The organism is Leifsonia sp. NPDC102414, assembly GCF_044765685.1.
GTDB lineage: Bacteria > Actinomycetota > Actinomycetes > Actinomycetales > Microbacteriaceae > Leifsonia.
Genome location: NZ_JBIWKN010000001.1, coordinates 835,602 through 857,792, shown reverse-complemented (window position 1 = coordinate 857,792; position 22,191 = coordinate 835,602). Strand labels below are relative to the sequence as shown.

Sequence of the window (22,191 nt, the reverse complement as noted above, 5' to 3'; positions counted from 1 at the left end):
GCGCTTCTCGAGTGGGACGGCTGACTGAAGGCTACGCGCCCGCCACCGCATCCAGCTCGTACGGCAGCCGGTCGACGATCTCGCTCGCGAGGAACCCCAGCGGCGCAATGGTGCGAGCGAGCGACTCCCCCGCCGCCGAGTGCAGGAAGGTCCCCCACACCGCCGCCTGGATCGGCGTAGAGCCGCGCGCGGAGAGACCCGCGATGGCGCCGGCCAGCGCATCCCCGCTCCCGGACGTGCCGAGACCCGGCCCGCCCTCGGCGATGAGATAGACGCCGCCGTCCTGATCGGCGACGACGCCGTGGCAGGTCACCACAGCGCGGTAGCGTTGGGCGATCGCCGCGATGTCTGCGCGATCGTCGCGCAGCGGCCGACCGAGCAGCACCGCAGCCTCCTCCTTGTTCGGGGTGAGGATGCGCCGTCCTCCGCCGTGGCGCGGCGTCCCGGCGAGGGCGCCGAGGGCGTACGCGTCGAGCACGATCGTGGCGTCCCGCCCGACGGAACCATCCAGGCGCCGCAGCATGATCTTCGTCTCCCGGATGTCGTCCAGGCCGGGGCCGAGCAGCACCGCGTCCGCCGAGCCCAGATCTGAGGCGGCAGAGCCGATCGACCGGCCAAGGACGCTACCGCTGCCCCTGCCGCGCCCACCGCGCTCCCGCAGCGGCACGACCCCGCACTCCGGAAAGGCGACGGCCGCTGCAGTGGCAGAGGACTCCCCGATCGCCAGCGTGAGCCGTCCGGCGCCGACGCGGAGGGCCGCTGTCCCTGCCAGCAGCGCAGCGCCGGGCGACCTGGCCGCTCCCCCGGCCACCACGAGCTCACCGCGTGACCGTTTCGACTCGCCGGGCTCAGGAAGAGGCCAGCCGCGCAGCAGGCCGGCATCGACTTCGACGGGCGCAGGGTTACTCGGTGACACGGGCTGCTCCTGGATGCTCTGTGGTCGGGAGACCAGCCGCCTCCAGATGGGCGTCGTCCGAGAATGACTCAACCTGCCAGCCAGCTCCATCCGCGACGAGCGTGGTCACCGTGGCATTGCCGACCACTCTGTCGATGAGGAAGTCGTTCAGCTGCGCCTCCGTCCAGCCGAGGAGGATATAGAGGAACAGGCTGACCACCGCATCGTGGGTGAACAGCAGCACGGTGCGACCATCGGAGGCAGCGAGCTCCGACACGAAGGATCGCAGGCGAAGCGCCACGTCCGTCCATGCCTCCCCTCCCGGTGGCCGGTAGTAGAACTTGCCGAGCCACCTTCGGCGGGCTGCCTCATCGGGCAGCCGAGCATCCACACCGCGAGCGGTGAGTGCATCCAGGATGCCCAGTTCGCGGTCCCGGAGGCGCTCGTCGGTGAGGAACGGGCGGTCACCCAGCGCCAGGTGGGCCGTGCTCACCGCACGCAGATACGGCGAGCTCCACACCCGCGCACCATACCCGTCAACGCCGAGTTCGGCGTCGAGGCGTGGTCGCAATGCCGCGGCCTGCTGCTCGCCGAGTGCGGAGAGCGGCACGTCGGCGTCACGCGCTGTGACGTCGATCACCTCCGCTCCGGCAGCCTCGGCAGCAGTCGCGGCCACGTTGGCTATGCTCTCGCCGTGGCGGACGAGGATGATCTTCGCGGCGGTCATGGCCCGGAGTGTACGCCGCGTGTCGACGGCTGTCCGTCGCCCGGGTCACTCACCGGCCAGCGCGCTCCCGGTGAGCTCGTGGCGGGAGAACGTGTACACGATGCAGTAGTACGTGCGGTCGCCCGTCGCCCACGTCGCATCCGTGTCCGGGTAGCGCAGGTCCAGCTGGACGTCTTCGCCCCAGATGGCGACCCAGTGCCAGTTCAGGAACGGCTCGCAGAGGTCGCTGATCTGGGAGTCGAGTGCGGCCGTGCCAGGGAACGCCGACCCGGCGGGCTGCGGCAGCTCGCCTTTCGTCAGGAGCTGTGCGATGTGCTGCTGGGAGCAGTCGATCACCGGGTAGCCGTCCGCCCACTTCGAGTCGTAGGTCTGAAGGCAGTCGCCGCGGCTGATGGATGCGACGGGTACGGCAGGGACGGTGGCGACATGTGTCGTAGTGGGACGCGGCGGCAGGCCGAGCGGAGTCGGCGCCGAGCCCGGATCGAACGTGTGCGGTGCGAGAGCCGCGGGTGTTGGTGACGTCGCCGCTCGTGCGCCGCTGCCCGGGATGCCCGTCGCGACGACCCCGACCACCAGGAGCACGACACCGATGCCGGCGGTGATCGCGACGAGCAGAAGCCAGCCGCGACGCGACAGGCCGGCGGGGATGGTCTCTTCAGGCCCTCCGGAGCTGTCACGCGATCGGCGGACTGGCACGCGCTACCTCCCTCTCCCCCGTTCAGAGCTCAATGATCTGGCCACGATCGCGCTGCGCGGCCTGGACCGACCGCAACAGTAACACCGGCCGCTGCGTCTCCGAACGCCAGCGACCTCGCGGCAGCGCCGCCCAGGGGCAGCAGCCGCGCATCACTGCCCCCGCTCCAGCTCCGCCCGCAATCGCCGTGCCACCTCGAGAGCCGCGGACAGCTCCTCCGGCTCCGCAAACCGAGCCGTCCGTTCTGCCCACTCCGTCCGCAGGGGGCGGATGCGTTCGAGGGTCGCCCTCCCCTGATCCGTCAGCTCGACGAGGGGCGCCCTGGCATCGGAAGGATCCTGGATGCGCGCCACCAGGCCGGCTCGCTCCAGGGCGGCGACGCCCTCGGCGGCGGACTGCCTGCGCATCCCCCGTCGACGGGCGATCCCTGCGACGCTCACTGGTCCGTGAGCGACGGCGCCGAGGGTGAGCCAGCGCGCGGCGGTCAGCCCTTCCCCTGCCACGATGTCGTCGCCCGCCCTGGTGAGCGCGTCGGCGAGCCGGAAGACCTCGTCGACGAGTTCGGTCAGGCGCGCACCCTCGGCGTTCACGGTCGCTCGACCAGGCAGACGATGTGGCCGTCCCTGTCGCGCACGACGGACATGCGCTCGCCCCACGGCTGGACGGCAGGTGCATCCACCACCGCTCCCCCGGCGCCGACCCAGTCTGCGACGACCGCGTCGAGGCCGGTCACGGCGAAGGTCAACGCCACCGCAGCATCCGATGACTCTGTCGGGCGCTCGTGCACCATGAGCTCGGTGCCGTCCGCGGTGCGCAGCCACGCGAATCCGTCGCTCCGGCGTTCGACGGAGAGCCCGAGCACCCCGCCGTACAGGGCGACGGCGGCGGCCAGCGACGCGGCCGAGAGGACGATGCGATGAAGGGTCGGACCAGAAGTCACAGGAGCAGAGGTCATAGTGGCATGATCGTCGATTGACAGGCGCCTGTCAATATTCTCTTCACAACGCGTCGAGCTCGTCGCGCCGACGCCGGAGGTACGCGAGTTCGGCTGTGTTGTCCGCGCGTGCGATCGCCGCGTCGTATGCGTCGCGCGCCTCGGCGGTGCGCCCTCGTCTCCGCAACGCGTCCGCGCGGGCGGCGTGAAACGGGTGGTAGGCAGACAGCTCGGGCTCGAGCGTGTCGATGATCGCCAGGCCGGCGTCGAGGCCGTCGCGCTCCCCCACCGCTATCGCCCGGTTGAGGCGGACGATCGGCGACGGGTCGAGACCCACCAGCTGGTCGTAGAGGGCCACCACCTGCGCCCAGTCCGGTGCGTCGCCGTCGGTGTGCACGGCGTTGATCGCGGCGAGAAGCTGGTAGCGACCGGGTGCGACGCCGGTGGCGAGGCGTTCGCGCACCAGCGCGTGGCCCTCGGCGATCAACGTCTCGTCCCACTGGCCCCTGTCCTGCTCCGGCAGAGAGACCAGCGCACCGGCCGACGACAACCGCGCCGAGCGCCGAGCCTCGGTCAGCAGCATCAGCCCGAGCATCCCTGTCGTCTCGCCGTCGTCGGGGAGCAGTGCGTGCAGTAGCCGGGTGAGACGGATCGCCTCGCCGGTGAGGTCGCCGCGCACCGGCGCCGACTCCGAGCCGGACGCGAGGTAGCCCTCGTTGAAGATCAGGAACAGCACGGTGAGCACGCCGGAGACGCGACGGGGCAGGTCGGCGGCGGTCGGCACCCGGAACGGGATGCCCGCAGCCGCGATCTTGGCCTTGGCGCGGGTGATACGGGCGCCCATCGTGGTGTCCTGCACCAGGAAGGCGCTGGCGATCTCCGGCACGCTCAGTCCGCCGACCATCCGGAGCGTCAGGGCCACCCGCGCCTCCATCGCGAGCGCCGGGTGGCAGCAGATGAAGAGCAGCCGCAGCCGGTCGTCGTCGATGGCGCCGAGCTGCTCATGCTCCGATTCCATGTCGTACACGAGCAGCGCCTCTCTGTGCCGCGCATCCCTGGTGCTCTCCCGCCGGATGCGGTCGATCGCCTTCCGGGTCGCGGTCGTGGTGAGCCACGCGCCCGGGTTGGGCGGAACGCCATCTCGCGGCCAGCGTTCCGCAGCGGTTGCGTAAGCGTCCGCGGCCGCGTCTTCAGCCGTATCGAGGCTCCCGAACCGCTTGGCGAGCGTCGCCACCACCCGCGCCCACTCGTCGCGGTGGGCGCGGGTCAGCGCATCCTGGATATCCGTCACGCCTGCCGATCACTCCTGGAGCAGCGGTCGCACTTCGAGACGGCGGTTGCAGGCTTTCGAGCCCTCTGCCATCAGCTCCAGGGCGACGTCGAGGTCGGGCGCCTCGATGATCCAGAGACCGGCCGCCCACTCCTTCGCCTCGACGAACGGGCCATCGGTGAAGACCGGCTCGTCGCCTCTGCCGTCCACGACGGTCGATACCGTTGGATCCGCGAGCCCCGCGGCGAACACCCAGTGCCCGCCCGCGCGGAGCTTGTCGTTGAACACGTCGATCGCTGCGCCCTCCTCGGCCGTTCCCGAGTTGCTGCGTCCGTCGATCACATTCACCAGGTACTGCATGATCAGGTCCTCTCCCCTACATCGGCGATCCTGCGCCTACTCGGCGATCCTGCGCTTCGGGCCGACACCCTCCGGAACCTCGCCATGCTGGTGCAGGTGCGGGGCGTACACGAGCTTAAGCGTGCGCCCGTCGAGCACGGTCGACTCGACGAGGTCCAGATCGAACTCCGGGCCCCCGTGGAACAGGGCGGCGCGTCCTGCGTCGCCGGAGATCACCGGGAACATCATCAGCTCGACCCTGTCGACGAGCCCTGCTGCGAGAAGGGCTCGGTTCAGTTCGACGCTGCCGTGCGACCGCATCGGGACGTCGGTGGTGCGCTTCAGCCGCTCGATCGCAGTCACCGCGTCCTCGGCGAGCACCGTCGAGTTCTCCCAACCGAGCGGCTCTTCGAGGGTGTGCGAGAAGACGATCTTCGGCAGCCGATTGAGGCTGCCGTAGTACGGTTCGTCGAAGATCGTCACGAACTTCCGGAACTGGCGGAACGTGGTCGCACCGAAGACGAGCACCTGCTCCCGCTCGAAGGTGGCAACGCGGTCCGCGATCAGCTCCGGCCCTTCTTTGCCCCAGTATCCCGGCCAGCCGTCTGTCATGCCGAAGCCGTCGACCGTGCAGAAGAAGTCGACCGTCAGTGTGGTGCTCATCGTGATGCTTCCTTTCGTCCGTGGCAGCCCCGGCCGGGGTGCCCTCTCACTCCTGCAACGAACGCCGCGCGATCCTTTCGACAGCGCGCGGAAGAAATTCAGATAATCGTCGCGCTTAGACTGACAGCTATGGATGTGGAAGGCGAGACCACCGTGACCGGCTCCACCCCCATCGTCCTGTTCGTCTGCGTCCACAACGCCGGTCGCTCCCAGATGGCCGCAGGCTATCTGCGGGCGCTCGCCGGAGGGCGCGTCGACGTGCTCTCCGCCGGCTCGGAGCCGAAAGATCAGCTCAACCCCGTCGCGGTGCAGGTGATGGCGGAGGACGGCATCGACATCGCGGGCCAGCAGCCCAAGGTGCTCACGACCGAGGCGGTCCAGGAGTCCGACGTCGTCATCACGATGGGATGCGGCGACACCTGCCCGATCTTCCCGGGCAAGCGCTACGAGGACTGGGACCTCACCGATCCTGCCGGGCGCCCGGCAGAAGAGGTCCGTCCCATCCGCGACGAGATCAAGCGGCGCGTGCAGGCCCTGCTCGCAGAGCTGGTACCGGCCGCATCCTGAGCGTCACGCCGTACGGCGGGCACTCTCCCTGCGCTGGTCGACCAGAAGCTCGGCCGCCGCGCTCGCCTGCTCGGCGCCGTCGATCGTGATCGCGATATCGACGCCGCGGCGTCGCGTGATCACCAGCCCCTCGCTCCGCCTGGTGACGTATGCGATGCCTCTGGTCGAGATGCGGTATCCCCACCCGCCCCAGCGCAGTGGGCTGATCTGCTCCGCGCTCACTCGCTCGACATCGTCCAGCCGCACCCGGATCAGGGGAACCAGGAAGACCGTGGAGACCAGACGGATGCCGCGGGCGTCGACGGAGAGGCGCACGCGCGCCAGGAGAAGCAGCGTGCATCCCACCAGGAGCAGGATGACCGCGGGTGCGATCAGCCCGGGCGTCGCGGTCGCGATCGAGACCACAAGGCAGCAGACACCGCCTGCCACGAGCGCGATGGCTGGAGCGCCGAACCACACGCTGCCGGTCGTTCCGGACCAGACGAGCCTGTCACCGGAGCGGAGCGGCGGGGTCGGTCGCGCCTGGGCATGATCGTCCTCGTCGAGCGGCGCGGGGTCGGCCGATGGAAGCACGATGGCCACCAGTGCCCCCAGCGCGGCGACGGGGATCAGGAGGAGGAGGCGGACGCCGAGTACGGCCTCCTCCGGCGTCGAGACCGCCGCCGTTGCCTCAGCTGGCGCCGTCCACGCGAGCGCGGAGAGACCAGCGAGAGCGACGACGATGCCGGCCCAGAGTCGAGCGGGAGCTGAGGTGCGCGAGGAGACGACGAGCGCCACCGCGCCGACGGTGAGACCGGCGACGATCGCGGCGAACATCCAGAATGACAGCCAGGGGTCAGCGAAACCGTCCGGCGTCGCGGACCCCGACCAGTGCGACGCCATCCGCTGCCCCAGTCTCGGCCCGACCGTCACGGCCGTGACGATCAGCCAGCCAAGCGGGATCAGGCTCAGCAGCAGAGCGATGATCCGTCGGTAGACTCCTCCTCCTCTCACGCGATCCCCCTGATGATGACCGAGAGCTCGTTCGAGCTGATGCCTGCTCGAGCCGCCTCGGATACGAGGGACGCTGCCGCCTCGATCAGTGAGCGCACCGACGCCGTATCTCCGGCGACGACCACGGCTCCGCGGCCGCGTCGCAGGTCGATCACCCCCGCCTCCCGCAGGTCGTCGTACGCGCGCAGCACCGTGTGCATGTTCACCCCGAGCGACCCGGCCAGCTCCCGAGCGGACGGCAATCGCTCCCCCACCCGGATCTCGCCTCTGGCCACCCCGAGCCGCACCTGGGCCACGATCTGCTCGGCGAACGACGCAGCGGACTCGGCTTCCAGACGAATCAACATGTTCGTATTCTATACAAACAAGTGGCACCGTTGGCAGCGCCTCAGCATTTGTCTCCTGCCCCCAGTCTTAGTAGTCTCCTCAGCGCGTGCCGCAGGGGAATCCGGTGCGCGTACACGACCGGGGGACGATAGTGAGACACACACCACGCTGGATGCTGGCCGCCGCGCTGTCTGCGGCGATCGTCGCGATACCGACGGCCGCTCAGGCCGATGGCTCGAACTGGTGGTACGACTACTACAGCGTCGCCGACGCCCACGCCGCAGGCTGGACGGGCAAGGGCGTCACCGTCGCCGTGATCGACGGCGGCATCAACCCGGAGCTGCCGGTGTTCGATGGGGCGGATCTCACCGTCGATCCCGCGGGGATCTGCGAGGCTGCGGACGGCACTCCGCTCCCCGCCTCCAGCACGGACATGGCCGTTTCGTTTCACGGGTCCAACGTCACCGCCGTGATCGTCGGGTCTGGCAAGGGTGCATCCGGCATCCGTGGCATCGCGCCGGACGCCGACCTCCGGTTCTACGGGATGGGCAACGCGTCGGGGTCACCGTTTCTCGGTGAGAAGTCGTTCGGCGACGCGATCGACAAGGCCGTGGCGGATGGCGCGAAGATCATCACGACCTCGGTGGGATGGTCCGGAGCGACGAACCGGGCGATCCAGTCGGTGACGAACGCGCTCGCCCACGGCGTGATCGTCCTGGCCGCCGCGCCCAACAGCCAGCTCGACACCGGGCCGTATCCAGGGAAGCTCAACGGGGTGGTCCTGGGAAGCGCATACGGCAGAACGGGCGACATCGAGAGCGATGAGCACGCCAAGGACGAGAAGGCGATCACCCCGGAGGCGACCGTCGTCGCACCCGGCGACGATCTCCTCCTCATCGGCGACAGGACGACCGGTGACTGGAACGCCTCCGTGGACGGTTCGGGAACGTCGATCGCTACGCCGATCGTGGCGGGCATCCTCGCGGATGTGTGGCAGAAGTATCCCAAAGCCACCTCCAACCAGATCATCCAGTCGATGATCCACAACACGACCGCGACGGACCATCCGCTGCTGCGCGACACCGAGATGGGATACGGCTACGGCCCTATCTCCCTGGGACACCTGCTGCGTGTCGACCCCAGGCAGTACCCGGATGTGAACCCGCTGATGGACAAGAAGCTGGGCATCCCGACCGCCAAAGAGCTCGCCGCGACGAAGGCGGACATCGCCGCTGGGCGGGAGCCGCGCTCCAGGAAGCCGTCGTCGTTCGACGGCTACGCGGCCCTCGACGCGCACGCCGCGCCCTCTCCCCTGCTGTGGTGGGTGGCCGGCGGTGTCGGGGCGCTGCTGCTGATCGCCGCCGCGGCCGTGGTGGTGGTCATCGTGACGGTGCGCAGGCGCCGTCGCCAGACCGACGGCGTCGATGGGACGGGTGGCACGGCATGATCCGGCCGCCGACCAGCGGGATCGCGCTCCCTGACACCCGCGGCGCGGTGGCCCAGAGCTGGTTCGTCGGGTACTGCGTCGCTGGCGGGCTGTTCGTCGTGGCCGCAGCGACGACTCTCGTGCTGTACCCCATCACGCTGACCTCGCGCGCGTTCACCGCGATCTTTCTGAGCATGGCCGCCACCCTGCTGTTCGCTGTCGCCAGCCTCGTCTGCCTGGCGATCTGGCAGAGCCACCTGTCCGCGACGCGCACCGAACTGGCGGACGCGCTGCTCAGGGCCGGTTACCACGGCGTGGACGCGAAGCGGCTGCTGGGGCGGGCGACCGCCCGCGCAGCTGTGCCCGCATCCGCGGCATCCCCTCCGGCAGGCGCCGGCGTGACGCTGCGGCTGCGCCGCGAACGCGACGACCAGGGGCGGCGCTGGCTCCTCGTGGATGCGGCGCCGGAGGCCGGCCAAGCGGACTGACCCGTTCGACACATGTTGTCCGGCGATGCTTGCGCATCCCGTGCCGGACCGTGGATGCTGTCCACGACGAGAGGATGCACGAGTGCCACCCACAGAATCCACAGCAGACCCGTCGCGGCGCACGCTGCTCGTCGGCGGAACGGGCATCGTCCTGGGATCGGTGATCCCGCTGATCACGCAGGCGCTCTTCCTCGTGCAGCTCCCCGGCACCTCCTGGCTCTACGTGTTCGAAGACACGCCGCTCCTCGGCACCCTGTCCGCCGTGATCCTGATCGCCGCGCTCGTCGTCCTGGCGGTGGGCATCGGCGGCGAACCGGGCATCGCAGGTCCGTCCGTCGCAGGCAGGGCAGCGCTGATCGTGTTCGGTGTCGCGAGCATCGCTACGTCCGGGTACTCGACCATGGCGGCGATGACGCCGGAGGCGGGTCCCGTCCTCGCGATGCTGGTCGCCGTGGTAAATCTGTCGCTCACGGCACTGTGGGTGGCGTCGCTGATCGTCGCCGCCGTCTTCGTCGCCCGCGCCGGTGTCGTGCGCGGCGTCGCGCGCTGGGGGCTGCTCGTACTGGCCGCCTTGACTGTGCTGGATCTGCTGGCCTCGCGCATCCCGTCGGACGCCGCCATCGGGGTCTGGATCTGGGGCTTCGTGGCGCTCAGGGCTGTGCAGCTCCTGATCGGCGTGCTGTACGTCGTGCAGGCGCTGACAGCGGCGCCAGGTCGCGAGGCGCCGGTCGCGACGGGGTACGCGCGCTAGCCTGGACGGAGCATCGAGCGAAGGAGCGGCATGGCGAACCCTGGGAGGCGCGACGTCTTCCGGATTCGCGGGTTCCCCGCATACTGGGCGTCGTACACCGTCTCCGGCTTCGGCAGCTACGTCACCGTTCTCGCGCTGCAGGTGCTCGTCCTGGCGCAGCTTCACGGCACGGCGGTGGACGTCGGCCTGCTGAACGCCGCCCGCTGGCTCCCCTACCTGCTGTTCGGTCTCGTCGTCGGAGCGCTGGTCGACCGTCGACGGCGGCGACCGCTGCTGATCGGCAGCGACCTGGGCAGGGCTGCCGTGCTGCTCACGATCCCGGCGCTGTTCATCGCCGATGAACTGAACATCCCTGTGCTGCTCGTCATCGTGGCCGTCGTCGGCCTGCTCTCGCTGATCGGGGATGCGGCGGCGCAGTCGCTCGTCCCGCGCATCGTGCCTCGCTCGGCGCTCGTGGCAGCGCACGCGCGCACGGACCAGAGCGACGCCGTCGCGCAGACCTCTGGTCCGGTGGTCGCCGGCGCCATCGTCTCCATCGTCGGCGCCGCGTTCGCGCTCGTGGTCGATGCCGCCTCGTATCTGTTCTCCGCCATCGCGATCTGGCGCGTCAACGTCGACGAGGCGCGCGCACCGGTCGCTCAACGCGTCGGCCTGCGGAGGGAGATCGCCGACGGGCTCCGCTGGGTGTACCGCCACCGGATGCTCGCGCCGATGGCGATCGGATCGCACGCCTGGTTCTTCTTCAACAGCATCCTCGGCACGGTGTTCACCTCGTTCGCGCTCCTCGGGCTGCACCTGTCCGCGTTCCAGCTCGGCGTCGCACTCGCGGGAGCCGGTGTCGCCGCGCTGCTCGGAAGCTCGGTGTCGCTCCGCGTCGGGCGTCGATGGGGCGCTGGTGTCGCGGTGATCGCCAGCAACCTGATCATGGTCGTCGGCTGGAGCGTGATCGCACTCGCCCCCGGCACGCTCACCCCGTGGGCCGTGGTCGTCGTCCTCGCCGTCGGACAGGGCTTCTACGGCCTCGGACTCGGTCTCAGCAACGCGAACGAGATGGGCTACCGCCAGGCCGTCACTCCGGATGCGCTGCAGGGCCGCACGAACACCACGATGCGGTCGGCGAACCGCGCGATGATCGTGGTCGGCGCACCGCTCGGCGGCCTGCTCGCCACCTGGCTCGGCTACCGCCCTGCACTGTGGGTCGGCGTTGCCGGGTTCCTCGTCGCGACGGCATTCCTCGCGCTGTCGCCGTTCCGCACCGCGCGTCATGAAGCGGACGAAGCGGCGGCCTGACGGCGCGCTGGTTGTATCCTTGCTGCGATCGCCGACCAGGAAGAGGACCACCGATGACCGCCCCCTCCCACTGGATCGAACACCGCCGCGGAGACGGAGAGCTGCTCGGCTGGATGGAGCAGGACGGCGACGGTTTCGTCGCCATCGACCTGCTCGGCCGACGCGTCACCGAGGTGGTCGACTGGCTGGACGCCGAGGAGCACCTGGATGCCCTGGGCATCGGCTACCTGGCCGACCGCTTCGAGCTGCGGCTGGACGACGGGCGCTGGCTGCTCGTGCGCATCACCGAGGTGTCGACGGAGGCGATCCGTGTCAAGAAGGACGACTGGGGCGACATGGGCGCCACGCTGATCGAGTACACGGTCCCGTTCCCGCTGCCGGACGGGCTGCGTCCCCTTGCCGCGCACCGGGCTGTGTCGTTCCCCGACGGGTACATCACGGACGGCTCCGCCACGGACGGCGAGGTGAAGCCGACCTGAGATCGAGCCTGCCGGCCACGCGCTGTCCCCTCTCGGCGCTGGCCGGTCGCCCTTGCGTCCTGTGACGTTCCCGCCTACCGTTCGATGCGACCACCGCGATCACCACGACAGGATCACCATGCCGACAGACCCAGCCGACGACCTCACCGCCGACGAGAAGCGCGAGGACCAGTTGACAACGGCCCCGAAGTCAACGGAGGCCGACGCGAAGCCGCGCATCACGGTGGAGGAGACGGAGCCTGGGGTGGCCCGCATCGACATCAGGGACGACGCGAACGCGCGTCCGGGGAAGCCAGACTCGGAACGGGGCTGACGCGCTGCTGGCCTGGCCGGTCTCGCGACAGGCGTAGGCTCGAAAGCCCGTCAGAAAGGCCTCCAGCATGACCATCAGCACCCTCGACCAGAAGACCGCCCTGATCGTCGTCGACCTGCAGAACGCGATCCGCGCATACCCTGTCGCGCATCCCACTGCCGAGGTCTTCGCGAACGCGGGTGCGCTCGCCGACGCCTTCCGCGCCCACGGTCTTCCCGTCGTGCTGGTCAACGTCGCCGGCGGCGCACCAGGCCGCACCGAGACGCAGCGCCGCGCGACAGGCGAGCGTCCGGCCGACGCGATGGAGTTCGTCGCCGAGCTGCACAGGGCCGTGAGCGACCACGTCGTCACCAAGAACACCTGGGGCGCGTTCACCGGCACCGACCTGGATGCGTACCTGAAGGCCGAGGGCGTCACCCAGGTCGTGGTCGCCGGCATCGCGACGAGCGCCGGTGTCGAGTCGACCGCGCGCCACGCGCACGAGAACGGCTACAACGTCACCCTCGCCACCGACGCGATGTCCGATGGCAAGGCAGAGGTCCACGACTTCGTGGTGAGCAACGTCTTCCCGCGCATCGGAGAGTCCGGCACGACGGCCGAGATCATCGCCCTGCTGGCGGCCACCCGCGTGTGACCGGCGCCGTGCGCTGACCGCGGCCCGCTGTTGCGCTGCGCAAGGGGCTTGCCGATCGGCCGTTTCGGTGTTGCATGGCTCGCATGACAGACGCACGCGACGACCAGAGCGAACCCGGCTTCGACCAGACCAACGGCCTGGTCGACGGACTCGACGGAGACGACGACGGGGCTGTCGACCAGACGCCGGAGTCGAACATCATCGGCGACGTGATCGCCGACCTCGACCCCGACCGCCGAACGGACGACGGCGCAGAACGCGACGACGCAGATGGCGACGGCAGGGACGGCCAGACCTCGTACAGCGAAGAAGGCAAGCCCTAGCTCGTCCTGGTTGCGGGCGATGACGAGCAGCCCGGACACGGGCCGAGCGCAGAGCACCTGGACCAGACTCGGCCGGGTGCCGTGGTGGCCAATGCTCGCGTTCGCCTCGCCCGTGTTGCCGACGTTCGTGTTCCTCGACTGGCTCGTGACCGCGCTGCTTCTTCCCGACGACGGATCCCTGCTGGTGCGCAGCCTCATGGCCATCGCGATCGCCGCTGCGGTCGTCGCCCTGATCGTGATCTCGTTCCGCCTGTGGGCGCCTGCGACCTGGGTCGACGTTGCGGGCGGCCGCATCAGGAGCGGCCGCCACGTCGCCGCATTCCCCGACATCGTGGAATGCCGGCTGCTGGTCAGCGCATCCCTCGGGCGCCGCACGCTGAGCCTGATGCTCGGCGACGGACACGGGATGCGGGCGGGCGTCCTCCTGCGCGACGCCAGGGATCGCCCTCTGACCGCGAAGGACGCCTCAGCACTCGGGGCCGCGGTGCTCGGATCGAACATCGCCATGCCGGTCTCCCGCGACGACCCGAAGGGCAGGTTCGCCCGCTACAACTTCCCCGATCACGTGACGAAAGAGGAGGCAGCGCAGCTCGTGGCCGCCCCGCCGTCGTTCGGTGACCCGCTCCCGATTCCGCCACGCGTTTGACGGGCTCACCCGCGACGCGCTGCCCGCATCCACCCGTGCCCCCGGCGCTCACTTCCCCGATGCGCCTGCCAGCCCAGGCTCGTACCGCGTGTAGCCCTCCCGCAATTTGATCGCCGTCGGTGACAGCCGCTCCACGTCCTCCCAGCGCACCAGGAACGCCCCGCGGTGCCGCCAGCGCAGGAATCGCGCGATCAGCCACGGCGACCGCTCGTCGTTGCGCTCGTAGCCGAGGAAGGACGACCCGGAGTGGCCGCTGACGACGAAGCCGTCGAGCCGCGCATCCGCAAGCAGCTGCCCCGGGGCGCCGTCCACCACGAACCGTGCGTCGATCACGCGGCCTAGTCGCTCCCCGTCCGCGGAGAACACCGGCGTCTGCAGCAGGTCACTCAGGATCATGGCGGCCTCCAGGGATTCGGGCGACGATGTGGTCGCGAACCCAGCGCTCCACCCAGGTCGCGTCGAGCTGCTCCCCCGGCACACCGAGCGACACCACCACGTCCACTTTCGCCACGTCCGACCAGGGGATGCGGTGCAGCCGCGACCGCGGAGGCCGCCCGCCGAACATCCTGGTCCACAGGGCGGACCCGCTCACCAGGGCCGTGATCACTGGGGCAGGCGTGCCCGGTTCGATCGGCTGGTCGTACGGAACGTCGGTCAGCTCCAAGTCGTCGACGGCGACCACCGGCACGTCGTCCCTGTCGAGGATCTGCCTGTCGAGCAGGTGCAGCTCCGCGTCGATCACCTGCCCGGCGTAGGCCGGCGGTGGCCCGAGTTCGTCTGTCATGCGCCCATTCCCGTCACGATCATCAAGGGGATGGCGGCGATGGATGCGACCAGGATGATGCCGAGGTAGAGCATCGCGAACGCATTGGTCACCTTTCCGTTCACCATCGTCCCCATGTACTGCTTGTCGTTGGCGACCACAAGGATCGGCAGGTACGTCAGTGGAAGGGCGATGGCCGAGAACACAACCGAGAATTCGGTGACCGCCACCGGATCCACCCCTGTCGCCAACACGCCGATGCCGATCAGCAGCGCAACGATCATCGTGATGTGGAACCGCGCCGCCTGCGCCGGCCTGCGAAACTTGCCCCACGACCAGCCGAAGAACTGCGCCAGCGTGTACCCGCTGGAGAGCGTCGTCTCCAAAGCCGCGCCGAATGTTGCGGCGACCATGCCGACGATCACGAACGCGAGGGCGAGCTTGCCTCCCGCCTCCGCCACCGGCAGCGCCACCTGGGCGAGCGAGGTCACGTCGATCCCGCGCGGCAGCAGCACGATGGTGGCGCACGCGGCGATGGCGAGCGACAGCACCCCGCCGAGCGGGAAACCGACCAGCACGTTGATGCGCGACTGGGCGATGTCCTTCTTCTTCCATTTCTCCTCGACGGCGCCGCTGGAGAAGAAGAACACCTCGTACGGGGTCATCGCCGCACCGAACAGGGCGATCGCGTAGTACCAGTACGTCGCGCCGTGCTCACTGGCAGGGACGTGCGGGACGATGGCCTGCCCGGCCAACACGGCCCAGTTCGGGTGCAGGAGGAACACCGCGACCGCGAACACGATGAGGGTCAGCCCGAGCAGCCCCGTCACGTTCTCCAGGAGCGAGAACTTCGCCCGCCACACCACGAGCCAGACCGCGAACGCCGCCACCGGGATCCACAGGGTCGGCTCGATGCTGCTGGCCAGCTGCAGCGACAGCGCGATGCCGCCGACCTCGGCCGTCAGCGTCAGCAGGTTGATCAAGAACGACGCGGTGAGGTTGGCCAGACCGGTCCGGGGTCCGAGACGTTCCCGGATGATCTCGAATGTGGCTCGCCCGCTCACAGCGGCGACTCGCCCGGACATCTGCGCGAACAGGCAGATGCCGACGACTCCGACGACCACCACCCACGCCAGCGACATGCCGAACCGGGAGCCGACGACGGCGTTGGTCACGAGATCCCCGATGTCGAGGAAGCCCCCGATGGCGGTGAGCACTCCGAGCATCACCCCGAGCAGCCGCTTCACTTCGCCTTCTCCGCCCGCTCGAGCCGGTCGGCGAGTCGTGTGAGCGCCGTCGCGGCGGTGCGGACGGCGGGGACGGCGGACCCGGCGTCGTCGGCCACGGCTCGTTGAGCGGCGAGCACCGCATCCGTCGCCGCACGGATCGCTCGGAGGGCGCTCTTCTGCTGCGCCGTCTCGGCGGCACTGGACGGCGCGACCTCCGCGGCCGATTGCTCGGCAGCCCCGAGCTCCGTGAGCGAGTCCCCCAACGCTGTCTGCGTTGTGGTCAGGAAGCTTCGGTCATCCCGCTGCTGCGTGAGGGCCAGTTGCGCCGATTCTGCGGCCGAGCGGGCGTCCGTGGTGGCCTGCCGCAGCGACGACGTGGCGCTCGCACAGCCCGTGAAAGCGGCGATCACGATCGCGGCGGCCACGATGCATGCGGTCACGTTCCTGCTCTTCACGCCCCGCACAGTATCCCCCTGCGGGTTCCCTGGGTAGGGGCTGAGTGTCACGCGTCGTGCTGCGGGTCACCGAACAGCGGGTCCAGGAACTCCCCCAGCGCGACAGCCAGCGCCTCTGGCCGCTCCTCCGCCATGTGGTGCCCGGAGTCGATCGGGCCGCCGCTGACGTCGTCAGCCCAGTCGCGCCAGATCGCGAGCGGGTCGCCGAACAGCTCCTCCAGGTCGTCGCGGCCCGACCAGAGCACCAGCAGCGGCTGCTCGATCCGCCGGCCGGCGCGGCGGTCCTCCTTCTCGTGCGCCACGTCGACAGTGAGCCCGGCCCGGTAGTCCTCCAGCATCGCCAGCACCACGCTGCTGGTGCGCATCGCGCGCCGCCACTCGTCGTGGTTCTCCTGCCCCATCCGCTGGGGATCGCCGTGGTACCAGGCGTCCGGATCGGCCAGGATCACCCGCTCAGGGATGCCCGGCTGGGCGAAGAAGAACCAGTGCCACCACGCCGTGGCGAACTCCGGGGTGATGCGCTCCAGGTGCTCCACGATCGGGATGCAGTCGAGTAGCGCCAACCTGGGCACCCGTTCCGGATGGTCGAGGGCGAGCCGGAACGCCACATAGCTGCCCCTGTCGTGCCCGACCAGCGCGAACCTGTCGTGGCCGAGAGCATCCATCGTCGCCAGGATGCGCTCCGCCGTCGCCCGCTTGGAGTGCCGGGCGTGATCCGGCTGCGGGTCGGGGGCTGTGGATGCACCGTAGCCCGGCAGATCGGGGACCACCACCGTGAACCCCCGCTCGAGCAGAGAAGGGGCCACGCTGTGCCAGGTCGACCCCGTGCGCGGGTGCCCGTGCAGGAGGACGACGGCCGGGCCGTCACCGGCGTGCCGAACGTGGACGACGCTGTCCCCGACGTCGATGTCGTCGGTCTGGAACCCGGCGAACATCCCGGTCAAAGCTGATCGTCGTCGAGCGGCTCCGCAGCGATGTCGTCCGTGCCTGCGCCGTCGTCCGGCGCGCCAGGCGCGGCTTCGTGCCCTGGCTCGACGACGCCGTCCGCGTCGTACGGCTCGCGGCCGTCGAGCAGCTTGCCCTCCTCCGTCTCCGGGTCCGTGTCGTCCTGCGCGGTCTCAGGCGCCTCCGCGGAGGCGGTCTCCTGTGCTCTCTCTCGTGCGTCGCTCATCGTCGTGCTCCTGTTCCTGTGTCCCGCTGGCGGTCGATGCCGCCCAGCAGGTCCTTCAGCGCCTTCTCGATGGTCGGGTGGTCGTACTGCCCCGCTCTGCTTTCGCCGGAGATCACCGCGCAGCGGTGCAATTTCCGGAAGTCGCCGTACGGGAACGAGTACCGCCCCTTGGTGCCCTCCGTCTTCGACGTGTCCTCACCGAGATGCCACTTCGCGAACTCGGCCATGCCGTGCTTGTCGATGAACGCGTTCTCGTCGTCCGCAGACGGCGCGTGCTCGCTCCAGTCGTCGCGCTCGTCCGCGACCACGTCGCCGCTGTGCAGCAGGCCGCGCGCGTGCGCGAGGGCATCCTTGTTGAGCTGAACGGTCACTGGCTCCCCTCTCTCTTCCGGCCGCTGTGCCGGCCGTTCTGTTCGTGTCGGGCGCGGGATGCGGTCGCCGGCGTCGAGGACGGCGGCCGTGCGGTCTCGCACGGCCGCCGCCACACCGGGCTTGCGGTCTCTTCGTCCGCCCCTGTCGGATCGACCCGCCATCCGGTTCGCCGCTCACCGTGGCCCTCCGCGGCTCGCTCGTCAATCCCCTGGCGCTTCCGACCTTTGCGCGTCGTCTGCCGCTGCGTCCTGCACTCCGGCCGATGCGTTCGCGGCGTCCCACCACTCCAGAACGCGCGTGGCGTGGAAAGTCAGCCACGGCGACGGCTCCCCCGGCGGCACATCGACCTCGAACCAGACCCGTCCAGGGTGGCGGTACTCCTGCAGCCACCTGCCGTCCGCCGTTCGGGATGCCCGGATCAACTCGACCGCCTCTGCCAACCGTGGATCGGGGGCAGCGTCGTCGTGCAGCGCCGCCGCCCTCGCGTAGTCGGCGGCGTTCAGCACGCTGTACTGCCAGCGGAACGGGTAGCCGAATCGCGTCGCCCACGGCGCAACCACCTCGCCCGTCGACCGGCGATGCAGGAGGTGGCGCTCCAACAGATACTCCTCGCCTGCATGCCTCGCCGCCCGCAGAGCGTCGCTGCCACCGGTCGCGCCCTCGAAGAAGAGCAGCCCTTTCAGGCTGTTGAGCGTGGAGTGGAACGACGACCTGGTCGACCCATCCACCCATTCGCAGTTCCACCCTCCGTCCGCCATCCTGTGCTCGACGAACCACTGCGCGAGCCCGGACACGTCCGCGCCGAGCCACGCGCCGTTCGCGAGGGTGAACCCGTTGATGCAGCAGTCGACCTCGCCGCCCCAGTACGGCAGATCCTCGTACTCCCACCGGCTGTTGGCGGCGAGCTTCTCCGCGGTGCCCGCAAGGACGGCGGCGTCGACGCCCCACTCGCGCAGAGCGTTGAGACTCCAGGTGGTGGCGGTGTACGGCTGGCCGCCGTCGTCGCGCGGGTCCGGATGGTCGAACTCCATGTCGCCAGGGAAGTACGCCCCGCCCGCCCACTGCCCGTCCGCATCCTGTTCTGCCAGCAGTCGGGCGCCGAAACCCTCCGTGGCGACGCGTGCCCTGGTGACGGCCCACACCTCAGGGGGCGCGCCGAGCAGGTCGCGCTCGACCTGCCAGCGCAGCGCGGGATCGGAGTCGAGCAGCCAATCGAGAACGGCGGTGTCTGTCATGCGACGCAAACTACACCTGGGCTCATGCGACGCAAGCGACGCCTGGGCTCAGGCGACGCAAACCGCATCTGGCGTCCCGGCCGGCAGCGCGCGGCTCACTCCTCCTCGTCGAGGTCCTCGTCGTCGAAGCCGAGGTCGGCGTCCTCCCCGCCGTCGAGCGCGACGTCGACGCCGTCATCGTCGTCTTCGTCGTCTTCGTCGAGGTCGTCGTCCTCCTCGTCGAGGTCCTCATCGCCTTCGGCGTTCGCGACCTCCTCGATCCAGTCGACGTCCTCATCGGTCAGGTAGCTGCCGGGCGGAACGTCGTCCGCCTCGTCCTCCGCGCCGACGATCTCGACCGAGCCTCCCGCCTCCACGATCGACGCGACGATGCCGTCCGGGATCGCATCCCCGTTGTTCGCGATGAGCCACTGCTGCTCGAAGCCCGACAGATCGCTCCACCACTCCTCGATACCCATGCCCGCAGTCTGCCACCGTCGCTCAGGATGCGCCGCCCCCAGTTTCCGGAGCACGCTGCCTGCACCCCGTACGCTGTCCTCGCGGCTCGCTCAAGCCGGAGCACTGCGAACCGGCCGGACTACTGCGGACCTGCCCCGAGCATCCGCTCCACCAGTGTGCGCACCTGCCCCTGCTCCGCCCCTCCGAGCGTCGAGGTGTACGGCGCCAGCTCCCGCCGGAGCTGCGCCGTGAGCTGCGCACCGAGTTCCTGCCCGCGCGCCGTGAGCCGCACCTCCACCGCCCTGCGGTCGCTGACGGACGGCGTCCGCTCGACCAGCCCTCGTTTCTCCGCGCGATCCACCAGGCCGGACAGTGTGGACTTCTCGAGCCCCAGATAGTCGGCGATCGCCGTGATCCTCAGCTGCCGGTCGCGCAGGATGCCGAGCACCCGCAGCTGGGTCAGCGACAGGTCGTTCTCCGCGGCGATCCTGCTGAGCACGCCCATCGCCCGGTAGGAGAACTGGACCAGAGCGTCGATCAGGGCGTCATCGTCCGCCTCGCGGTGCACATCGTCGGCCATGAGCAGACCCTCCTTGACATAGTTGGTGTTACGAACTAAGAATACTTCGTGTTACCAACCATATCGTGGAGGTCCCCGTGAAGGCTGCAGTCGTCTCGTCGTTCGATTCCGCCCCGGCGTTCGCCGAGGTGCCCGCCCCGCGCGCATCCGGCGATGACGCGCTGGTGGTCGACGTCCTCGCTGCAGGGCTCCACCCTCGGGTGCGCTCCCAGGCGGACGGCAGCCACTACACCAGCACGGACGAGCTCCCACTGATCCCCGGCATCGACGGCGTCGGGAGAGACGCCTCCGGCGCGCTCCGGTACTTCATCCTCCCGGACACCACGCTCGGCTCGATGGCGCAGCAGACCGTGATCGACCGCCGCCGCAGCATCCTGCTGCCGGACGACGCAGACCCGATCCTGGTGGCCGCCGCGATGAACCCCGCGATGTCGTCGTGGCTGGCTCTCCGCAGCCGGATGCGGTTTGAACGCGGGCAGAGCGTCCTGATCCTCGGCGCCACGGGCAGCGCAGGAAGCCTGGCGGTGCAGGTGGCCGGACTCCTCGGCGCCGACGCGATCGTGGCCGCCGGACGCGACGACGCGAAACTCTCCGCCCTTGCGCCCCTCGGCGCGACAGCCACCGTCTCCATCGCCGGTGACCCTGCCGCGATCGCGGACGCCGTCGGGCACGCGGCGGCCGACGTGGACGTGGTGCTCGACTACCTCTGGGGCGAGCCGGCCGCAGCAGCCATCACCGGCCTCGTCACCGCCCGAGGGGACAGCTCGCGCCCCCTCACGTGGATCGAGATCGGCTCCGTCGCCGGCCGCACGGCCCCCATCCCGTCCGCGGCTCTCCGCGCCGCCGACCTCCGCATCGTCGGCAGCGGACAGGGCTCTGTCCCGACGCGCGACATCCTGGACGCACTGCCGGCCCTGGCCGACACCATCGCCTCCGGTGCATTCCGGCTGGATGCGGTCGCCGTCCCCCTCGCCGACGTCGCCACCGCCTGGGCGGACACGGCCACCACCAGCCGCATCGTGCTCACGCCCTGACCGGGCAGCCACGCGCAGGCAGACCGCAGCTCACCCTCCGGCGATCCCCGCGCCATCCCGCAGCTGGTACACCCAGGCATTCACACGGATCGGGTGCCCTTTCGGGTATTCGAATCCTTCCTCTCCCGCGCAGACGAAGCCGACCGCCCGGCAGAGCGCGTTCGACGCCGCGTTGTCGACGCGCGGAAACGCCAGGACGGCCCGGCGGTCCCCGTGCGTCGCTGCGTCGCCCAGGCACGCCGCCAGTGCCAGGGATGCGACCCCTCGCCCCTGATAGCCGGTCGCGATACCCCAACCGGCTTCGTACACAGGCTCGTCGTGCCAGACGGTCTCCCAGTACCCCACCGAACCGACGGGTTCCGCCGCCTCGTCCACCCGGATCGTGAACATCCGCGCCTCGCCGTTCTGCCAGTAGCGCAGGTAGCGTTCGTGCCGGTCGAGCACCTTTTCCTCTGGCTCTGGGCCGCCGAGGAAGGCCGTCATCTCTGCCGTGTTCGCCCGGCGCAGGACGGGGAGGTCGTCCTCAGACCAGCGATGGATGCTCACCCCGCCGCGCGACGCGATCCGCTCCCCCGGCCGCGTCGCCGTGTCGACGTTCACCCGAGCCTGACGTCGGCCGCCCCGACCACCTCGGCCGTGCGGCCGGGCGCGCGATGGTTGCCCCAGTACAGGTTCGTGTGGGCGACGACGAGATCCGGCGTCGGCGCTCCCCACTCACTGAGGTCTTCCGTGGTGTGCGCGTCGCCGATCAGCGTCACGTCGTAGCCACGGGTCAGCCCGCCGTGGATGGTCGACCGGATGCACTCGTCGGTCTGCGACCCCGTCACCACGATCCGTCCGACGCCGGCCGAGGCGAGCACCTCTTCCAGCGCGGTCTCCTCGAAGGCGTCCGCATAGTGCTTCGGCACCAGCGCCTCGTCGTCGGCACGGCTCAACTCCGGAACGTACTGCCAGGCGTCGCTGCCGTACTCGATGTTGTCGTCCGAGTGCTGGATCCAGACCACAGGCACTCCTTCGTCCCTCGCCCTGTCGACGAGCGAACGGATCGTGCCGACCACCTCGTCTCGACGGTACGCGCCGTCGATGACACCGTTCTGCACGTCGATCACCAGCAGCGCAGACGCGTCGCGCCCCTCCAGCGTTGACATGTGTTCC

The 22,191-nt window shown here is 69.8% G+C and carries 33 protein-coding genes; 11 read left to right on the top strand and 22 right to left on the bottom strand.

The genetic code is table 11. The annotated features are described in order from the left end of the window. Window positions 1–31: 31 nt before the first annotated feature. The 8 genes from ACIRCZ_RS04105 to ACIRCZ_RS04070 form a co-directional block, all read right to left on the bottom strand. On the bottom strand, window positions 32–916 hold the full coding sequence (locus tag ACIRCZ_RS04105) for an NAD(P)H-hydrate dehydratase (RefSeq protein ID WP_402849920.1): 885 nt from the start codon (window positions 914–916) through the stop codon (window positions 32–34). Then, window positions 903–1,622: a histidine phosphatase family protein gene (locus ACIRCZ_RS04100; protein ID WP_055893858.1), complete on the bottom strand. Its 720-nt coding sequence runs from the start codon at window positions 1,620–1,622 to the stop codon at window positions 903–905. Before ACIRCZ_RS04100 ends, ACIRCZ_RS04105 begins: the two co-directional genes overlap by 14 nt. 45 nt (window positions 1,623–1,667) lie before the next feature. Beyond that, window positions 1,668–2,318, bottom strand: coding sequence for a hypothetical protein (locus ACIRCZ_RS04095; protein WP_055893856.1), 651 nt, complete (start codon window positions 2,316–2,318; stop codon window positions 1,668–1,670). A gap of 150 nt (window positions 2,319–2,468) precedes the next feature. Continuing rightward, entirely contained in the window at window positions 2,469–2,906 is a 438-nt protein-coding gene (locus ACIRCZ_RS04090) for a MarR family winged helix-turn-helix transcriptional regulator (RefSeq protein ID WP_402849916.1), read from the bottom strand. Then, a complete protein-coding gene (locus ACIRCZ_RS04085) occupies window positions 2,903–3,271 on the bottom strand; it encodes a VOC family protein (RefSeq protein ID WP_402849913.1) in 369 nt (122 codons plus the stop codon). The genes ACIRCZ_RS04090 and ACIRCZ_RS04085 overlap by 4 nt, the downstream gene beginning before the upstream one ends. Before the next feature lie 43 nt (window positions 3,272–3,314). Next, window positions 3,315–4,541, bottom strand: a complete 1,227-nt coding sequence (locus ACIRCZ_RS04080) for an RNA polymerase sigma factor (protein WP_055893850.1) — start codon at window positions 4,539–4,541, stop codon at window positions 3,315–3,317. Between the two features lie 9 nt (window positions 4,542–4,550). Next, window positions 4,551–4,880: a YciI family protein gene (locus ACIRCZ_RS04075; protein ID WP_055893847.1), complete on the bottom strand. Its 330-nt coding sequence runs from the start codon at window positions 4,878–4,880 to the stop codon at window positions 4,551–4,553. A gap of 36 nt (window positions 4,881–4,916) precedes the next feature. Next, complete coding sequence (locus tag ACIRCZ_RS04070; protein ID WP_055893845.1) at window positions 4,917–5,522, bottom strand: dihydrofolate reductase family protein; 606 nt, start codon at window positions 5,520–5,522, stop codon at window positions 4,917–4,919. 129 nt (window positions 5,523–5,651) lie between these two features. Here ACIRCZ_RS04070 and ACIRCZ_RS04065 point away from each other — a divergent pair, with 129 nt between their 5' ends. Next, window positions 5,652–6,089 carry an arsenate reductase ArsC gene (locus tag ACIRCZ_RS04065; protein ID WP_055893843.1) on the top strand — a complete coding sequence of 146 codons (438 nt, stop codon included), beginning with the start codon at window positions 5,652–5,654 and terminating at the stop codon, window positions 6,087–6,089. Between the two features lie 3 nt (window positions 6,090–6,092). Here the strand turns inward: ACIRCZ_RS04065 and ACIRCZ_RS04060 are convergent, their stop codons facing one another. After that, entirely contained in the window at window positions 6,093–7,082 is a 990-nt protein-coding gene (locus ACIRCZ_RS04060; RefSeq protein WP_402849907.1) for a DUF1648 domain-containing protein, read from the bottom strand. Next, complete coding sequence (locus ACIRCZ_RS04055) at window positions 7,079–7,429, bottom strand: GntR family transcriptional regulator (RefSeq protein WP_055893839.1); 351 nt, start codon at window positions 7,427–7,429, stop codon at window positions 7,079–7,081. Before ACIRCZ_RS04055 ends, ACIRCZ_RS04060 begins: the two co-directional genes overlap by 4 nt. 131 nt (window positions 7,430–7,560) lie before the next feature. On the opposite strand from ACIRCZ_RS04055, the gene ACIRCZ_RS04050 reads away from it, so the two are divergent. The 9 genes from ACIRCZ_RS04050 (at window position 7,561) to ACIRCZ_RS04010 (ending at window position 13,759) form a co-directional block, all read left to right on the top strand. Then, window positions 7,561–8,856, top strand: coding sequence for a S8 family peptidase (locus tag ACIRCZ_RS04050; RefSeq protein ID WP_402849903.1), 1,296 nt, complete (start codon window positions 7,561–7,563; stop codon window positions 8,854–8,856). Continuing rightward, window positions 8,853–9,323, top strand: a complete 471-nt coding sequence (locus ACIRCZ_RS04045) for a hypothetical protein (RefSeq protein WP_402849900.1) — start codon at window positions 8,853–8,855, stop codon at window positions 9,321–9,323. Before ACIRCZ_RS04050 ends, ACIRCZ_RS04045 begins: the two co-directional genes overlap by 4 nt. An 82-nt stretch (window positions 9,324–9,405) precedes the next feature. Further along, window positions 9,406–10,074 (top strand): hypothetical protein, encoded by a 669-nt coding sequence (locus tag ACIRCZ_RS04040; RefSeq protein WP_402849897.1) that lies wholly within the window; start codon window positions 9,406–9,408, stop codon window positions 10,072–10,074. A gap of 30 nt (window positions 10,075–10,104) precedes the next feature. After that, entirely contained in the window at window positions 10,105–11,364 is a 1,260-nt protein-coding gene (locus ACIRCZ_RS04035) for an MFS transporter (protein ID WP_402849894.1), read from the top strand. Window positions 11,365–11,417: 53 nt separating this feature from the next. Next, entirely contained in the window at window positions 11,418–11,843 is a 426-nt protein-coding gene (locus ACIRCZ_RS04030) for a hypothetical protein (RefSeq protein ID WP_235500428.1), read from the top strand. Window positions 11,844–11,961: 118 nt separating this feature from the next. Next, a complete protein-coding gene (locus ACIRCZ_RS04025; protein ID WP_055893829.1) occupies window positions 11,962–12,156 on the top strand; it encodes a hypothetical protein in 195 nt (64 codons plus the stop codon). 67 nt (window positions 12,157–12,223) lie between these two features. After that, window positions 12,224–12,790 (top strand): isochorismatase family protein, encoded by a 567-nt coding sequence (locus tag ACIRCZ_RS04020; RefSeq protein WP_402849889.1) that lies wholly within the window; start codon window positions 12,224–12,226, stop codon window positions 12,788–12,790. Between the two features lie 83 nt (window positions 12,791–12,873). Continuing rightward, window positions 12,874–13,113 carry a hypothetical protein gene (locus tag ACIRCZ_RS04015; protein ID WP_402849886.1) on the top strand — a complete coding sequence of 80 codons (240 nt, stop codon included), beginning with the start codon at window positions 12,874–12,876 and terminating at the stop codon, window positions 13,111–13,113. Between the two features lie 19 nt (window positions 13,114–13,132). Then, a complete protein-coding gene (locus tag ACIRCZ_RS04010; protein ID WP_402849883.1) occupies window positions 13,133–13,759 on the top strand; it encodes a hypothetical protein in 627 nt (208 codons plus the stop codon). A 48-nt stretch (window positions 13,760–13,807) separates the two neighbouring features. Here the strand turns inward: ACIRCZ_RS04010 and ACIRCZ_RS04005 are convergent, their stop codons facing one another. The 10 genes from ACIRCZ_RS04005 to ACIRCZ_RS03960 all read right to left on the bottom strand — a co-directional run bounded on the left by ACIRCZ_RS04005 (window position 13,808) and on the right by ACIRCZ_RS03960 (window position 20,002). Continuing rightward, complete coding sequence (locus ACIRCZ_RS04005; RefSeq protein ID WP_055893820.1) at window positions 13,808–14,155, bottom strand: PRC-barrel domain-containing protein; 348 nt, start codon at window positions 14,153–14,155, stop codon at window positions 13,808–13,810. After that, window positions 14,142–14,543: a hypothetical protein gene (locus ACIRCZ_RS04000; RefSeq protein WP_055893818.1), complete on the bottom strand. Its 402-nt coding sequence runs from the start codon at window positions 14,541–14,543 to the stop codon at window positions 14,142–14,144. The genes ACIRCZ_RS04005 and ACIRCZ_RS04000 overlap by 14 nt, the downstream gene beginning before the upstream one ends. Then, window positions 14,540–15,769 (bottom strand): Nramp family divalent metal transporter, encoded by a 1,230-nt coding sequence (locus ACIRCZ_RS03995; protein ID WP_055893816.1) that lies wholly within the window; start codon window positions 15,767–15,769, stop codon window positions 14,540–14,542. Before ACIRCZ_RS03995 ends, ACIRCZ_RS04000 begins: the two co-directional genes overlap by 4 nt. After that, window positions 15,766–16,206, bottom strand: a complete 441-nt coding sequence (locus tag ACIRCZ_RS03990) for a hypothetical protein (RefSeq protein ID WP_055893815.1) — start codon at window positions 16,204–16,206, stop codon at window positions 15,766–15,768. The genes ACIRCZ_RS03995 and ACIRCZ_RS03990 overlap by 4 nt, the downstream gene beginning before the upstream one ends. 47 nt (window positions 16,207–16,253) lie before the next feature. After that, on the bottom strand, window positions 16,254–17,141 hold the full coding sequence (locus tag ACIRCZ_RS03985; RefSeq protein ID WP_402851646.1) for an alpha/beta fold hydrolase: 888 nt from the start codon (window positions 17,139–17,141) through the stop codon (window positions 16,254–16,256). A 5-nt stretch (window positions 17,142–17,146) separates the two neighbouring features. Further along, complete coding sequence (locus ACIRCZ_RS03980; RefSeq protein WP_402849878.1) at window positions 17,147–17,377, bottom strand: hypothetical protein; 231 nt, start codon at window positions 17,375–17,377, stop codon at window positions 17,147–17,149. Further along, window positions 17,374–17,748: a hypothetical protein gene (locus ACIRCZ_RS03975; protein WP_055893812.1), complete on the bottom strand. Its 375-nt coding sequence runs from the start codon at window positions 17,746–17,748 to the stop codon at window positions 17,374–17,376. Before ACIRCZ_RS03975 ends, ACIRCZ_RS03980 begins: the two co-directional genes overlap by 4 nt. A 201-nt stretch (window positions 17,749–17,949) precedes the next feature. Continuing rightward, window positions 17,950–18,984 carry a hypothetical protein gene (locus tag ACIRCZ_RS03970; protein ID WP_055893810.1) on the bottom strand — a complete coding sequence of 345 codons (1,035 nt, stop codon included), beginning with the start codon at window positions 18,982–18,984 and terminating at the stop codon, window positions 17,950–17,952. Between the two features lie 95 nt (window positions 18,985–19,079). Then, complete coding sequence (locus ACIRCZ_RS03965; protein ID WP_402849874.1) at window positions 19,080–19,442, bottom strand: hypothetical protein; 363 nt, start codon at window positions 19,440–19,442, stop codon at window positions 19,080–19,082. Between the two features lie 119 nt (window positions 19,443–19,561). After that, the gene (locus tag ACIRCZ_RS03960; protein ID WP_402849871.1) at window positions 19,562–20,002 is read right to left on the bottom strand and encodes a MarR family winged helix-turn-helix transcriptional regulator; all 441 of its coding nucleotides are present in this window, start codon (window positions 20,000–20,002) and stop codon (window positions 19,562–19,564) included. Between the two features lie 77 nt (window positions 20,003–20,079). Between ACIRCZ_RS03960 and ACIRCZ_RS03955 the strand changes: the two genes are divergently transcribed. Beyond that, entirely contained in the window at window positions 20,080–21,036 is a 957-nt protein-coding gene (locus tag ACIRCZ_RS03955) for a zinc-binding alcohol dehydrogenase family protein (RefSeq protein WP_402849868.1), read from the top strand. A 30-nt stretch (window positions 21,037–21,066) separates the two neighbouring features. On the opposite strand, the gene ACIRCZ_RS03950 is transcribed toward ACIRCZ_RS03955, so the two are convergent. Beyond that, window positions 21,067–21,636: a GNAT family N-acetyltransferase gene (locus ACIRCZ_RS03950; RefSeq protein ID WP_402849865.1), complete on the bottom strand. Its 570-nt coding sequence runs from the start codon at window positions 21,634–21,636 to the stop codon at window positions 21,067–21,069. Further along, window positions 21,633–22,184, bottom strand: coding sequence for an isochorismatase family protein (locus ACIRCZ_RS03945; RefSeq protein WP_402849862.1), 552 nt, complete (start codon window positions 22,182–22,184; stop codon window positions 21,633–21,635). Before ACIRCZ_RS03945 ends, ACIRCZ_RS03950 begins: the two co-directional genes overlap by 4 nt. Window positions 22,185–22,191: the final 7 nt, after the last annotated feature.